This window comes from Streptomyces sp. NPDC050528, from assembly GCF_044457795.1.
GTDB lineage: Bacteria > Actinomycetota > Actinomycetes > Streptomycetales > Streptomycetaceae > Streptomyces.
Map to the genome: position 1 here is coordinate 359,305 of NZ_JBITHH010000009.1, position 14,338 is coordinate 373,642.

Consider the following 14,338-nt stretch of genomic DNA (forward strand, 5'->3'; position numbering starts at 1 on the left):
GGTCACCAGGAGGTGCGGCTCTGCGTCGGCTGGGCCGACTGGGCCGACTGGGCCGACTGGGCCGGCTCCTTCGGTGGGAACACGGAGTCGCCGCCGAAGAGCGGGGCGGGCGTGAGCTGCGAGGTCTGGGCCTCGTTCTCGTTCTCGCCGAGCATCATGTCGGGGTCGAACATGACGATCACGGCGGCGACCAGGAGGACGAGCAGCGGGCCGGCGAGCATGACGAGGAGGAACGCGACCAGGTCGGCCGAGGACTGCGAGGACCCGGCGACATTCGTGAGGTGGACGGAGACCGCGGCCATGCCGGTGTAGTGCATACCGGTCACGGCCACGCCCATCACCAGGCTCGCGCCGAGGCTCGCCCACAGCGCGTGGATGGAGACCGCCGCCCACAGTGCCGCGGTGGCGGCGGCGACGGCGATCACGATGGAGAGCGCCACGGTCAGGGGGTCGTAGTGGAGGGTGCCGTTCGTGTGGATGGCGGCCATTCCGAGGTAGTGCATGGCCGCCACGCCGAGCCCGGTGACCGCGCCCGCCACACCCAGGTTCAGCGGGGATCCGCCGCGGTAGCCGACGAGGAACACTCCTACGGCGACCACCGCGATCGCCACGAGGAGGCTCAGGATCGTCTTCGTGGCGTCGTAGTTGACCAGCGCGCCCTCGACGCTGAAGCCGATCATCGCGATGAAGTGCATGGTCCATATGCCGCAGCCGATCGAGACGGCGCCCAGCGCCAGCCAGCGGGCTCTGTGCTGCGGGCGGCGCAACGAACGGGTCGTGCAGCGCAGCCCGAGGGCCGCTCCCAGACAGGCCATCAGATAGGCGGCGATCGGGGTCACCGCGCCGTAGTAGAAGTCGGAGACGGTGGCGGCGGTGGCTGTGACGGTCATCGAGGGTTCCCTTCACGTACGTGACGGCAGGCGGCACCGCAGTCGCGGTGGGCCGGCACGGTGACGTGGCGCACGCTCCCGTCCGGCGGGCCGCGGACGATCGCGGGCCGTGCCGGGCGCGGGCAGGTGTTCGGGCCTCCGGTCGGGAGGAGTACGGGGACACAGGGTGCGCTACGGCAGGGGCGCGCGCGGATCGACCACTCCCGCCCCTGCCGCACGTTCGTACCGGCTCGGCCGGGCGGCTGACCTGCACGAGCGCGCGGACATCCTGCTGTTGAGCCGCAGGACACGGGGAACCGAGCGGTCGAGATCTGGCCACCTGGCCGAGTTGTGCATGATTCAATCACAGAGTGCACACATTTCCTGCACAAAGCGGATGGGTGTTAGCCGAATCGATACTTCGCCACCACTGCCCACAAAGCTCACCACTGCGGGGAGTTGGGCCACCGAGCGTTCTCAGACGCCGACGCGGTGATGGGCCGCCCACGCGGCCGGTGCGTCGGCGTAGTGGACGCGGACGTGAGGTGGATCGCCTCGTCCGCGAGGTCGCGGGGCGTGTATGCCGTCTCGCAGAGCCGGCCCCAGCCACCGCGGCGCGCGGCGATCTCGGCGCACGTCAGGACCAGGTCCGGCAGCAGGAAACGGCTGATGCCGGGGTCGTCCTGGTCGGCCGCCGCGCAGGCCTCGCGGCGGGCAGTTGCGGCAGTCCCGGTCGGCGTACGTCGGCGTGCACGACGGCCGCCACCGTACGGTCCGGTGTCGCCGTCGCTGCGTGCAACGGCGGCCGGCACAGCGCCTGGGTCGGTACCCACCAGATGCGGGTGGCCGCCGCGAGCGCCTCGACCGGGGCGGCGGGGCGCGACCACGCGGCCTGCGGAAGCCGCACCTCTGAGAGGGCCTGGAGCAACTGGCGGGCCCGCGCCAGCAATACGGCATCCAGGTTCGTTCCGGGTGAATCCGCCCTAGACTGCATGGGCTCAACTGGAGCGAGAACGCCGGGAGTGGCGACGCGAGGCGGGGGTGTACCGGCACGTGACCGAACGAGAGGTGACGGAGCGGGAGTTCGCGGAGCAGGAGGTCGCGGTCCATGTCTTCGTCCCGCTGGACGGAGCCCACGCCGAGGAGGGGATGACATCCGTCCGGGCGATGTGGGGGCGCTTTCGTGAACTGCAGCACGCCGAACGGGAGTTGTACCCCTCGCTGCCCGTGGGGATGCCGGACGCCCTGCCCGACCCGGCCGAGGACGGCTCGGTCGTGGTGGCGGGCGTGCAGTCCGCCGACCGGCTCGACCAGGCAATCCTGCGACGGCACCGGGAGATCCTCAATCTGTCGGTCCTGCTCGGCGCCGGTCCCGGCCGGGAGTGGTCCGGGTTGCGCGAGCGGCTGGCGGAGATCACCGGCCCGCTCGGGGCGTGTCATCTCGGCGCGGTGACACTGGAGTTGGGCAAGGCACCGGCGGACACGCCGGGTGACGTGGACGTTCTGGAACCGGAGCGGGGCGACGAGGCGGACCAGCGGCGGCTGGTGCGGCTGCTCGGCCGGACGGGCGCGGACGGGCAGTTGGGGGCGTGGGCGTGGTCCGACAACGGCCACCCCGGGATGCCGCACTTCGTCCGGTATCTGATGCACATGACGGCGATCCGCCACCAGCACAGGACCTACCGCTGGCTGGCGGAGGCCAGGGCCGCCGGGACGACGGGACCGCTGGCCCGGATGCGGACGCCCGGCGGGCTCATGGACCAGGAGCTGCCCTCGACGGCCGAAGTCCACTACATCCGAGACTCGGTGGACGGCGTCTGGCGGAACGCCCAGCAGGCGTTGGGGACTTCGGGTCTCGACGCGGGGCGCGTGGCGGCGGACGACCGGCGGTTCGCCTCGTCGTTCCTCTGGTGGCTGAACGACATCCTGGCCCAGCTGAAGCGGCTCGGGATCGGCGATCCGCTGCCGGCCCCGCGGCGGGAGCCGGGCCGACCGGTGCGCGTGCTGGTCGTCGCCGACGAGTGGTTCCCGGCGCGGGGCGGACTGAGCACGTTCAACAGCAAGTTGTGCGTCGCCCTCGCCCGGCAGGAGGCGGACGTACGCGTGATGGTCGAGACCGCGACCCCGGACGAGCGCGCGGACGCGGCACAGTACGGGGTGCGGCTGATCGACGTCGCCCAGCCGGGGCTCAGCACGGACGCGGCGCTGTCGGTGCCCCCGGTCTTCACCGACGGGTTCGTGCCCGACCTCGTCATCGGGCACGGCCGGGTCACGGGACCGCCCGCCAAGGCGCTGGTCGAGCGGTACTTCAAGAACGCCAAGAGGCTGCACTTCCTGCACGTCGAACCCGACCAGGCCGAGGCCCACAAGCCGCACGCCGAGGGGGACTTGGCGGCCCGCGCGGAGAGCCGCACGGATCTGGAACTCGGGCTCTGCCGGGGTGCTCTGCACCCGATGCCGGTCGGCCTCCGGCTGGAGCGTGCCCTGCGGCCCCATCTGCGGACGCCCGAGTACCAGGACCTGGCCACCCCGGTCCGCATCGACCCGGGCTTCGACGGCGGGACACCGGTAACTCCCCCTCACCTGGAGGAGATTCCGCAGATCCTGCTGCTGGGCCGACTCGCGGACGCCGATCTGAAGGGGCTCGACATCGCCGCGCGGGCCCTGGGCAGAGCGAGTTCGCGGGCGGAGGGGCCGGGTTCGTGGCATCTGTTCGTGCGGGGCGTACCCGACGACGAGTCCGCTGAGTTGGCGGTCCAGGTGGAGAAATGGCTCGCCAACTCCGCCGTGGACGTCATTCCGCGCCGTTACTCCGCCGATCCCCGGCGCATCAGGAACGATCTCGCGCGGGCCAGTCTGGTCCTGATGCCCTCCCGCGCGGAGGCGTTCGGCCTCGCGGGTGCGGAGGCGATCGCCTGCGGGGTGCCAGTGCTGGTCAGCGGCCGCAGTGGGCTGGGCATGCTGCTGCGCGCCCAGGGGTCGCCCGTGGCGGCGCGGGCCGTGGTGGACGTGGAGGCGACCCGGGGCGGCCGCAAGGCCGACATCGAGACCTGGGCGCAGGCCATTTACTCCGTCGTGCGCAATCCGCAGGCCGCGTTCCGCGACGCCGAGGAACTCCGCAAGGAGATGGCGGCCCGTTACACCTGGGCGGCGGCCGCCGCCACGGTCCTCGACTGCGTGCGCCCCGACGCACCCGCCTGACGCGCGACCGGCCCTCCACGTCTCCCCTGTGTACGTGGAGGGCCGGGGTCGGATGCGGCGCGGTGGTTCAGTGGGTCTGCACGGCTGTCGTCCTCCTGCGGCCGGCCGAGGCCCCTATCCCCTCGGCGTGGAATCCGCAGGCAAACACGCGGATCCGTCCGGCCGTCCGGGGTCCTGGAACACACTGGAAACGTCTGGAGCCGCGCGGTGCGGATCCGTGAACGCCCCAGCGGAGGAACGGTGGTGAACGACATCCCCCGGCCGCCCGGCCGGAAACCCGGCGAGAACGCCGACGCACTGGCGCAGCGTCTGGCGGTCGAGCTGACCCGGGCCGTCGTCCGGGCGGAGAAGGCCCTCGGCGGAACGCTGGACCGCCGTGAACTCGCCCGCCGCCTCAGCGTCTCCCCCAGCAGCCTGTACGCGTATCTCAACGGCACCACCCTGCCCGCCACCGGAGTCTTCGACGCACTGCTGGCCGCACTGGGCGTCGTCGGACCCGAGGCCGGCCGGCTCGCCACCCTGCGGGACGAGGTCGACGCCGCCCGGCGACTGCGCCCCACCGCCGCCCGCCGGTCCTCCGGCACGCTCGCCGTTCCCCGCCAACTCCCCCTCAGCCACCCGGTGTTCGTGGCCCGGGACGCCGAGCTCGGCCGACTCGACGCCGTACGGAACCCGTCCGGAGGCCGCGCCGGGGTCGCCGTGGTCGAGGGCACCGCGGGCGTGGGCAAGACCGCGCTCGCCCTGCACTGGGCGCACCGGACGCAGGGTCACTTCCCGGACGGCCAGCTGTACGTGAATCTGCGGGGCTTCGGCGACGAGGCGGTCATGGATCCCGGCGAGGCCCTGCACGGCTTCCTCCAGGCGCTCGGCGTGACCCCCGGGGCCGTACCGACCGACACCGCCGTGGCCTCCGGGCTGCTGCGCACGCTGCTGGTCGGCCGCCGGGTGCTGCTGGTCCTGGACAACGCCCGCTCCACCGACCAGGTACGGCCGCTGCTGCCCACGGACGCCGGTTCCGTGGCCGTCGTCACCAGCCGCAACCGGCTCGACGGTCTGGTCATCCGCGAGGGCGCCCTGCGCATCGCCCTCGACGTGCTGCCCCGCTACGCCGCCCGCACCCTGCTGGAACGGCAGATGGGCGCCGAGCGGCTCGCCCTGGAGCCGCGCGAGACCGACGAACTGGTCGATCTGTGCGCCCGGTTGCCGCTCGCGCTGAGTGTCGCCGCCGCCCGCACGGCCGCCGCCCCGGCCGGTTCCATCGGTGCCCTGGTCCGCGAACTGCGGCGCGCCCGGGCGCCGTTGGACCTGTTCGGGGTGCAGGACGCGGATGTCGATCTGCGGTCCGTGTTCCACGGTTCGTACACGCTGCTCCCGGCGCCGGCCGCCCGGCTCTTCCGGCTCCTCGGCTGCCACCCCGGACCCGAGATCGACGCCACGGCCTGCGCGGGCCTCATCGGCGACACGGAACCGCCCCTCGCGCTTCTCGACACCCTCACCGCGGCCCACCTCGTCCGCCAGCACACCCCCGGCCGCTACACCCTGCACGACCTGCTGCGGCTGTACGCCGTGGAACTCCTCGACGGCGGTTCACCGCAAGAGCGTCGGGACGGCACCGAACGGCTGCTGCGGCACTACCTGGACACCGCGCGCCTGGCCGACCACCACCTCGAACCCTGGCGTCCGACATCGGACGGAGCACCGACGCTCACCGGCGCGCAGCCACCGATCACCGACCACGGGGCGGCGACCGACTGGTTCGAGTCGGAACTGTCCTCGCTGCAGGCCCTCATCGCCCAGGCCGCCGCCACCCCGGGCCTGGAGCCGTACGCCTGGCGGCTGGCCGACGCCTGCGCCCTCCATCTGCGCCGCTCCGGCCGCCGTACGCAACGGGCCGCCGTGCACGCGCTGGCCCGCGACGCGGCGAGCCGGGCCGGGGACCGCGCCGCCCACGCCACCGCCACCCGCCGGCTCGCCGACGCCCTCTCCCGCCTGGGCCGCCCCAAGGACGCGCTGGACCTGCTGTACGAGACCCTGCGCGCCTGCCGTTCCCTGGGCGACGCGGAGGGCGTACGCGAGGTGCGGCTCTCGCTGGTCCGGGTGTACGCCTCCTGCGGCGACCCCCGCAGGGCGATGCCCCACGCCCGGCTCGCCCTCGCGATGGCGGAGCGCACCGGGGACCCCGTCGCCCGCGCCGACGGCCTCACCTCCGTGGCCCAGCAGTGGGAACGCCTCGGCGAACACACCGTCGCGCTCGACCACGCGCGCCGCGCCCTCGATCTGTACGTCCAACTCGGCCATCTCGACGGACAGGCGGGCATCCTCATCGGCATGGGCCGCGCCGAACAGGGGCTCGGCAGGCCAGCCGCCGCGATCGGCCACTACGAGGTCTCCCTGGACCTCGACCGGGCCCTGGGCGACCGTTTCCGCGAGGCCCACGCGCTGGAGCACCTCGGGGACGCCCACGCGGCACTCGGCCGGGGCGAGGACGCGCGCGCCCTGTGGGAGGAGTCCCTCGCGCTCTTCGAGGATCTGCACCACCCCGACGCCGAACCGGTCCGCGCCAAACTCCGCACAGCGCAGGACTATCCTCCGGTGCCCGCCTCCAGCCAGCTCAGCCCGTAGCCGTAACCCACCTTCATCGCCCCGAACTCGACGTCCACACGCGCCTGTTCGTCGGGGCGCAGCGTCGGTGTGCCCGGGTTCTGCTGGTAGATCACGGCGGTGGGCACGCCGGCCAGTCGCCACACCGTGCGCGGCGGCCGTGCAGGGTCGAAGCAGACCCGCAGCCGGAAGTGCTCACTGCGGGTCAGTGGCACATGGACGAAGTGCGGTGCCATCGGCTGGTCCGGCGGGATGCGCAGCCGCAGTTCGTACACGTGCCGGGTCCCGGCCTTGAGCGGTGCGGGGAGCACCAGGAACCGTTCGAAGTAGCTCTCGTACTGGGGTCCGCCGTCCTCCAGGCGTCCGCCCTGCACGACGGACATCTCCAGTTCGTGCCCGGGCGTCGTGTCGCCGGCGCGCCGGGGCACGCTGACGCCGACCGGTATCCGGGTCAGGCCGTCGCAGGTCGCGACCACGATCCGGCGCTCCAGCGCCTCCGGGGTCGGGGTGTCCAGCCTGAGCAGGGTCGACACGGACTCGGTGTACCAGCCGTGCGGCTCGGCGCGCACGCAGTCCGGTGGGCAGCGCTCGGCGTGCGCACCGGGCGCGCGGTCCGACGGGCGGTCCCAGGGCGGCGGGACGACTCCGTCCGGACCGTCCGGGGAGTCGGGGTCCTGGGCGCGGCGCACCTGCGCCCAGTACTCGCCCCAGCGCCGCACATCACCGCCGCAGGCGCCGACGATCGCCAGGGTGACCGGACGGCTGGGATGGCTCTCGCCCCGCATGGCGTCGCTGACGGTCGTCCTGCCGTAGCCGGTGCGGCGGGCCAGTTGGTCCAGGGTGAGTCCGGCCGATCCGCGCAGGTCCCGCAGCCAGTACGCGAAGAGCCGGGCCGGTGATCCGTCCAGGACGATCTCCTTCTGCGGACGCCCCATCTGCGCAACCCCCTTGCCACGCCACGACGTTGCCGCCGGTGTCTCGCGGCCGAGTGTCGCACAGCGCCGAACGCGTCGTCCCGGACTTGTGGGCCCGTCCGTCGGCCGTCCGGGTTTTCCGGAGATCGTCCGGTTCGCCGGAGAACTGTTGAGTGCGAACTCCCGCGCTTGTTACACAGGTTCCGCCCGGCTCCGGTGCGTCCGCATCGGCCGGTTCCGGCTCTTGTCCAGGAGAGGACCATGGCTCTGTTCCCCAGGACACCCCGCGCCACCCGGCTGCCCGGCGACGTGGTGTCGCGCATGGAGCGGTTCGGCCGCTTCGAGTTCGACCCCGTCGGCACCGACATCGACGCCTCGGACGTATGGGGCGAACTCCAGGCGCCCTACCTGCCGTTCGCGCAGTCCGACCCGCAGGGCTTCGCCCGCGCGCTGGCCGACGCCGTCCTGCCGGCCGGCGGCTTCGCGCTGTTCGGCGCCGCGCGCACGGTGTGGAACCTGGTCGGCTCCGACTTCACCAGCCCGGCCTACGACACCGTACGGATGGCGGCGTTGGAGTTCTTCCGGGAGAACGGGGTGCCGAGCAACCGGCTGTCCGCCGCCGACTGGCGGTTCTGGCAGGAGAACCGCTCCGAGCCCTGGCTCGTGGGCCGGCCCCGGCCGACACCCGAGGAGGCCCGCATCCCCCCGCTCGTGCCGGGGGAACTGCGCCAGCTCGCCCGGATCACCGAGGCCCCGGACTCCAACATCGTCTACGTCACCGCCGCGCGCGAGGGCCGGTTCGTGACCGTCGTGGACGCGCCGACCAGCGACACCGACCCCACCCGGGCGCGCTTCGAGTCGGCGTCGGCGGACACCCTGCACGACCTCTACACGCACATCGGCGAGGTGTTCCAGACACCGGTGCACTGGGTCGCCGACGAACTGCGGCCGTTCATCCCGCTGCCCCCGTCCCGGCTCTGAGCCGACCGACCCCCGAGGAGAGAACCACATGGCCAAGACACCGGTGGAGATAACGACCCGGCTGTCGATGGCGGAGGCGTCCGACGTCTTCCGGCACGCGATGCGGGTGAGCTGGTGGAGCGAGCACATCACCGGCGCCGGCACCACCTTCGAGGAGCCCAGGGGCTCGGTCTTCGACACCCTGGCCACGGACCGGCCCGACTTCACGGTGATGGCGCTGCTCGGCGGCCGGGGAGCGGAGATCCAGAAGTCCGCGGTGCACCTGTACATGTGGGACCGGGGCGCGCACCGCGAGATCGTGCTGGGCGTCGGCCGCAACCTCGGCGCCCTCGGCATCAAGGCTAACCGGAAGATTCGCCGGTTCGTCGACACGCTGACGGAACTCGATCCGTCCATGAAGTACACGGGGATCTGAGCGGCCGCACCGAGCGGCCCCGGGTTCCCAGGGTCCGACGAGCACCCGGCGCAGGGGACCGGGTGCTCGTCGCCGTGAACGCCCCTGTCCCGTACGGGTGTTCAGCCGACGGCCGCGAACGCCTCGGCGGACACGTCCCGTTCGAGCACGGACCGGTGGAAGGAGTAGACGCCGATGTCGGAGACCTTCACCAGCAGGCAGTACCGGTCGACCGACGCCACCGACCGCACCACCTGCGCGTACTCCCGCCGCAGGAAATGGACGGCCGCCTGGTTCGCCACCGAGCTCTGCCCGCACACCAGCACCACCGGGCGGCTCGACTCGGGCGGCGTGAACTTGGCGACCACCGCGTACTCCTGGTGCCCGCGGTCGAAGTAGTAGCGCTCCCCGCCGACCGCGATCGCCACCGAGTCGTGGCGGTCGCTGTACGGAGTGATCGTCACCCCGGGCAGATGGGCCGTCAGATGCCCGCCGGTGCGCGGATTGGACCCGCCGATCGGCCCGCCGACGCAGAACTCGGTACGGTCGCCGTTCGTACCGCGCAGATCGCCGGACTCCACACCCACCCGGCAGCCCAACTCGCTGAGCAGCACGGTCAGTTCGACGACCGCCCGCAGATCCCGCTGCTGGGTCGTGCCGGGCTGTCCGTGCTTGGTGCCGACGACGATCACACAGTGCTCGCCCGGCCGGGTGCCGAAGAAGGCGGCCCTGCGGTACTGCGCCCGCCTCCGCCGTCCCCGCTCCCACAGTGTGCCGAGGCCGAGACCGACGAGGCTGGTCAGCAGCCCGATCGCGACATTGGCGAGTACCGACAGCATCGGCCGGCCGTCAGGTCCGCCGGCCGGACGCGGAGCCCGGTCCGCCGGGCGGGGAGTCCACGTCGAGCGCGTGCACGAGGGCGACGACCTGCTCCACCTTGTCCGGGGGCAGCGGCACCCGCTTGTCGTCGTCCGGCGGTGTCTCGTCCCCGGGGCCCTGGATCCGGGTGACCCTGTGGCCCGACCACTCGTCGAGCTCGCCGGTCAGCGCGTTGACCCTGGCCGTCTCTCCCTTGGCGACAGCCTCCGCCAGCTCGTCCAGCAGCTCGGCGACCTCCGCCCACCTCTCGGGCGGAAGTTGCCACTCCGTCAGCATCAGTTCCAGCGCCAGCCGCGCCGCGTCGGCCGTCCTCCGGTCGATCACCGCCGCCCCCTCCGATGTGCTCACGCCTGTTCCTTTCCCTTGTTCGTCGTCACTGGTCAACGCCCGGTGTGGACATACGGCGCCCATACGCGCGGCGAGCCGGGATGCCGTTCCCGCAGGCTCCGTACGATGCCGTGCACGACCCGCGCGGTGTGGGTGACGTCGAGACCGTCGCCGTAGGTCCGCAGGTCGCGGTACAGGCGGTCCGTGAGCCGTACCGACACGAGGTCGGTGGCCTCCCACAGGGCGCCGACCACCTGCGGGTACCCGGCCGTCTGGAACGCGGACGTCAGGTGCACGGCCTCGTCGGGGAGGCGGTCGGTGCGGGTGGTGTGGCAGGCCAGCAGTACGGCGAGCTGGGCGTGCGGCAGATGTCCGCGGGCCACGTCCCGCACCGTGAGCTGTCCGTCGGCCAGTTCCAGCAGGCTCTTGGACGGGTCCTCGGCGACGCTGAGGCCGTGGCACGCGAAGTGCACCGTGGCCGCCGAGGACAGCTCGGTGAGCACCCGTGCGACCGTCGCGTCGGCGCCCTGCACGATCCGCAGTCCGACCAGGGTCTGGGCGATCGCCTGCACCTCCGCCACGGAGGCGCCGCCCCTGCCGTCGGCGCCGGTGGGCTGCCGTACCGCCAGGAAGGGGCCCCGGCCCCCGCGCGTCACCGGAGCCTGCCGGGCGTGCCGCAGCGCCCTGATGCTCGGTGTGTACGAGGAGGCGGCGCGGTCCAACACCGAGCGCCCGGCGCCGAGTTCGGCCGCCCGGTGGTGACCGGCCGCGTGCAGCGGCAGATGGGCCAGCGGTCCGGACGCCGACCACCACAGCCTGGGTACGGCGCCGTGCGGGGCGCCCTCGGGGATCGGCCGGGTGAGGCCGGCCGCGTCCAGCACGGGTTCGGCGATGCTGTCCCAGAGCCATTCGAGGGTGTCGAACACGGTCTCGGCGGCTTCCTTGCGCTGGGTGCGCGTCGCGCCGACGCCGACGGAGACCGCCGCGAGGAACTGCCGGGCGGTGTGGGCGAGGCGCCCCTCGGTGACGTCGAGGGGGACCAGCTCGATGCCCTTGGTGGTGACGACGAGGGCGTCGGAGCGCAGCCGGTCGATGTTGATGAGGACGATCGGCCCCTCCTGTGCCTCGCGCTGCATCCGCTCGGCGCTCGGCGGCAGCAGGAAGTCCTCGAACCCGTCGAGCCCCCGGATCCGGGTCAGCAGCCACTGCCACTGCTCGGCCACCGCGTGCTGTTCGCGGATCCGCCCGGCGTCACCGGAGGCCTCCGCCGCGCTCCCTCCCTCCGTCTCCCGCAGTCGGCGGGCGAGGGCGGTGAACTCGCGGGCCACCCGGGGATGGGCCGCGGCGAGGTCGGCGTCGTCGCTGCGGGCCTGGAGGTCCTGGCCCATCAGCACCGCCCGTCCCTGTTCCAGCAGCGCCGCCGCCTGTTCGGTGCGGCCGGCGGCGAGTGCCACCGCGCACGCGGTGCGGGCCAGGCTCGTCCCGGCGAGCCGGTCCGGGAGCTCGGCGTCGCGGTCGGCACCGCCCGGGCCCTGATAGCGGCGGCCGAGCAGCGCGGCGCGCAGGACGGCCTGGCGGTCGTCGCGGGACAGGGCCTGGGACACCACCATCGGCAGAGCTTCCAGCGCGGCCTCGGCTGCGTCCGTCGCCCGGGCCCAGTTACGGCTGTTCACCGCCGCCCCGAGCGCGGTCCGCGCGTTCTCGAAGCGGGCCCGGGGCGGCAGCGCCCCTTCGGTGGCCGGGTCCCAGGAGCTGGGCTCGGGATCGCCGTAGCGGTACCCGGTGACGTCGTCGAAGGCGGTGCGGACCAGTTCGGTGACGGTGGCCAGGGCCGGGCGGAGCTGCTGGGTCAGGGCGGCCAGTTCGGGTGAGTACTCGGGGCGGCCCGGGAGTTCTTCGAGGGCCCGCGCGGCCAGTTCGACGAGGCGTACCGCTTCCTGGGCGCCGGCCACGTCCCGGCGCATCCAGGAGACGCCGGACAGCGCGTCGGCGTAGAGGATGGCGCAGCCGAGCCAGGTCACCGACATCTCGGGCAGCCGGGCGACCGCCCAGCCCAGCGCTTCGGTCGCGCGGGCGACGGTCGCCTCGTCCTGGCAGACCATGCCGTAGGCGTGCCGGTGCATCTCCACCGAGGACAGCAGCTCGATGTACCGCGGACTCGTCGGCGACAGCTTGGCCAGCTGCTCGTCGCCGCACCGGACCACCCGCTCCAGGTCCTCGTGGCGCTCGCTGAAGGTGAACTGGGCGGCCAGGAACTGGACGAGGGTGGAGGCGTAGAAGCCCCGCCGCCCGTCGGGCAGCCGGCCTTCCAGTACGGTCGTCAACTGGTCGACGGCCAGGGCCAGTCGGCGCGGATCGCTGACACCGGTGCCCAGCAGGGCGGCCCGCACGGCCGCGACGTCCGGGGGCAGCCCGTCGAGGTCCGTCTCGGCGGCCGGTTCCGCGGGCCCGGCGTCGGCGGGCGGCCCGGGGGGCCAGACGAGGTCGGTGGCGCGCGGGCGACCGGGTCCGGTGTCCGCCGAGGCAGGCCGGGGGCCGCCGGTGAACTGCGCGAAGTCCGCCGGGCCCGGACCGGGCGAGCGCACTCCGGGACGGCCCGGCGGGGCGGACATCCGCATGGGCGGCAGCTGCACCCCGGTCAGCAGCCGGCCCAGCATCGGGCCCATGAACTTGAGCAGTTGGGCGCCGTTGACCGGCAGCCACTTGAGCATCTTCCCCAACTCGGCGCACGCGGTGCGCTTGTCGGCGATGTGCGGCAGCAGCGGGTGGTCCGGTGGCAGGTCCCGCTGGAGCGCGGCCCAGAGTTCGTCGGCGCGCCGGAGGTCGTCGGGCGACTTGGTGAGGAAGGCCCGCGCGCTCAGCAACGCCGGCATGTTCCCCGCGTAGATCCCGTTGTCGTCGGGCGGCCCGGAGGCCCGGAACGCCTCCAGCTGGGCGATGGCCTCGTCGATCACCTCTTCCTCGGGGTGGAACGGCACGGACATGCTGAGGGCGAGGGAGAGCATGAGATGGGCCGAGGCGGCCTCGGCGTCGACGGAGGCGGTGCCGTGGCGCCGGGCGTGTTCGACGGCTCGCAGCGCCGACCGGCCGGCGCGCAGCGCCACTTCGACGGGCCGGGTGTCGCTCGGCTTGTCGCGGAGCCGTGACAGGGACGCGTGGACGAGGGTGGCGCTGACGAGGCCGGCCTCCAGATGGTCGACGGTGATGCCGTCGGACGCTGCCTCGGCCCACCGTACGGCGTCCTTCAGGGCCGCCGTGTCGCCGGACTCGAGGCGGAAGAACGCGGACTGCGCGAGCCGGGCCAGCAGACAGGGCCGGACCAGGTCGTCCGCCGGAAGCCCTTCGGCCAGCCGTACGGCGTGCGGTTGCGAGGGCCGGGGCGGCTCGAAGTGGCTGGGCGGGGGCTCCTCCGGGTAGGTGGCCGCGACGGTGACCGGATCGTCCGCGGGCCGCCCCTGGGTCTGGGCGGCGAGATGGTGGTGGACCTCGTTCGACAGCCGGAAGTCCTCGAACCGCTGCGACAGCGTGCGCTCGGCCAGCCACAGGTGCAGCACCCAGCGGGGCCGCCGCGGATCCCGCCGCTCCCCCACGTCGAGCGCGTACTCCAGCACGGCCACCGCGGCCACCGCGCAGTCCCGGCCGCCCTCGACCCAGGAAGCCCGCATGAGCCGGACCGCCGCCGGCAGCCAGCTGTCCGGATCGTCACCGGCGCCGGCCGCATGACGCTCGACGTCCGGTGTCCACCCCGCCCCACAACGCTCCAGCAGACGGTCCACGGCTGTTCGTATCTCTGACACACCGCCAGTCTTCCCGGCCGCGGCCCACTTTGGTCGTCATCCGGAAATCTCCGACAAACGACCCCCGGGTGTGCCCCGGGTCGTTCACGACGACGGGATCAGAGTCGATCGGCGTCGAGGACGGCCCGCGCGATCGCCTCCGGCGCCTCCTGCGGCACGTTGTGCCCGATGCCGTGGAGGGCACGGTGGTCGTACGGCCCGGTGAACTTGGCGCGGTACGCACTCCCGTCGCCCGCCGGAGTGAAGGGGTCCAGCTCGCCGTCGAGGGTGATCGTGGGCACGCCGATGGCCGGGCCCGCGGCGAGTTCGGCCTCGATGCCGTCGTGGCGCGGGTCTTCCGCGAAACTCCGCTCAGTCGGCCCCCACCACCCCGGC

10 protein-coding genes and 1 pseudogene are annotated in these 14,338 nt (G+C 73.2%); 4 read left to right on the forward strand and 7 right to left on the reverse strand.

Going from position 1 to position 14,338, the window contains the following annotated elements:
* Nucleotides 1-2: 2 nt before the first annotated feature.
* A complete protein-coding gene (locus ACIBK4_RS30795; protein WP_398999825.1) occupies nt 3-890 on the reverse strand; it encodes an MHYT domain-containing protein in 888 nt (295 codons plus the stop codon).
* A 422-nt stretch (nt 891-1,312) separates the two neighbouring features.
* The gene (locus ACIBK4_RS30800) at nt 1,313-1,681 is read right to left on the reverse strand and encodes a hypothetical protein (protein WP_398999826.1); all 369 of its coding nucleotides are present in this window, start codon (nt 1,679-1,681) and stop codon (nt 1,313-1,315) included.
* 241 nt (nt 1,682-1,922) lie between these two features.
* Between ACIBK4_RS30800 and ACIBK4_RS30805 the strand changes: the two genes are divergently transcribed.
* On the forward strand, nt 1,923-4,070 hold the full coding sequence (locus tag ACIBK4_RS30805; RefSeq protein ID WP_398999827.1) for a CATRA conflict system CASPASE/TPR repeat-associated protein: 2,148 nt from the start codon (nt 1,923-1,925) through the stop codon (nt 4,068-4,070).
* Nucleotides 4,071-4,313: 243 nt separating this feature from the next.
* Complete coding sequence (locus ACIBK4_RS30810) at nt 4,314-6,692, forward strand: ATP-binding protein (RefSeq protein ID WP_398999828.1); 2,379 nt, start codon at nt 4,314-4,316, stop codon at nt 6,690-6,692.
* On the opposite strand, the gene ACIBK4_RS30815 is transcribed toward ACIBK4_RS30810, so the two are convergent.
* Entirely contained in the window at nt 6,653-7,606 is a 954-nt protein-coding gene (locus tag ACIBK4_RS30815) for a helix-turn-helix domain-containing protein (protein WP_398999830.1), read from the reverse strand. The two genes, ACIBK4_RS30810 and ACIBK4_RS30815, sit on opposite strands and share 40 nt — an antisense overlap.
* 240 nt (nt 7,607-7,846) lie before the next feature.
* On the opposite strand from ACIBK4_RS30815, the gene ACIBK4_RS30820 reads away from it, so the two are divergent.
* Both ACIBK4_RS30820 and ACIBK4_RS30825 read left to right on the forward strand, forming a co-directional pair.
* Entirely contained in the window at nt 7,847-8,566 is a 720-nt protein-coding gene (locus ACIBK4_RS30820) for a hypothetical protein (protein ID WP_398999832.1), read from the forward strand.
* 28 nt (nt 8,567-8,594) lie between these two features.
* A complete protein-coding gene (locus ACIBK4_RS30825) occupies nt 8,595-8,981 on the forward strand; it encodes a hypothetical protein (protein ID WP_398999834.1) in 387 nt (128 codons plus the stop codon).
* A 101-nt stretch (nt 8,982-9,082) separates the two neighbouring features.
* Here ACIBK4_RS30825 and ACIBK4_RS30830 read toward each other — a convergent pair whose 3' ends face one another.
* From ACIBK4_RS30830 to ACIBK4_RS30845, 4 genes and pseudogenes are all read right to left on the reverse strand, one after another.
* Nucleotides 9,083-9,799 (reverse strand): hypothetical protein, encoded by a 717-nt coding sequence (locus ACIBK4_RS30830; RefSeq protein ID WP_398999836.1) that lies wholly within the window; start codon nt 9,797-9,799, stop codon nt 9,083-9,085.
* Between the two features lie 10 nt (nt 9,800-9,809).
* A complete protein-coding gene (locus tag ACIBK4_RS30835; protein ID WP_398999838.1) occupies nt 9,810-10,187 on the reverse strand; it encodes a CATRA system-associated protein in 378 nt (125 codons plus the stop codon).
* A gap of 32 nt (nt 10,188-10,219) precedes the next feature.
* A complete protein-coding gene (locus tag ACIBK4_RS30840) occupies nt 10,220-13,963 on the reverse strand; it encodes a CHAT domain-containing protein (protein WP_398999840.1) in 3,744 nt (1,247 codons plus the stop codon).
* Nucleotides 13,964-14,061: 98 nt separating this feature from the next.
* Nucleotides 14,062-14,298, reverse strand: a pseudogene (locus tag ACIBK4_RS30845) (alpha/beta fold hydrolase); the annotation flags it as partial.
* Nucleotides 14,299-14,338: the final 40 nt, after the last annotated feature.

Coding starts and splice junctions, on each gene's coding strand:
- ACIBK4_RS30795 (WP_398999825.1), bottom strand. CDS start 890: ATGACCGTCACAGCCACCGCCGCCACCGTCTCCGACTTCTACTACGGC.
- ACIBK4_RS30825 (WP_398999834.1), top strand. CDS start 8,595: ATGGCCAAGACACCGGTGGAGATAACGACCCGGCTGTCGATGGCGGAG.
- ACIBK4_RS30830 (WP_398999836.1), bottom strand. CDS start 9,799: ATGCTGTCGGTACTCGCCAATGTCGCGATCGGGCTGCTGACCAGCCTC.
- ACIBK4_RS30815 (WP_398999830.1), bottom strand. CDS start 7,606: ATGGGGCGTCCGCAGAAGGAGATCGTCCTGGACGGATCACCGGCCCGG.
- ACIBK4_RS30820 (WP_398999832.1), top strand. CDS start 7,847: ATGGCTCTGTTCCCCAGGACACCCCGCGCCACCCGGCTGCCCGGCGAC.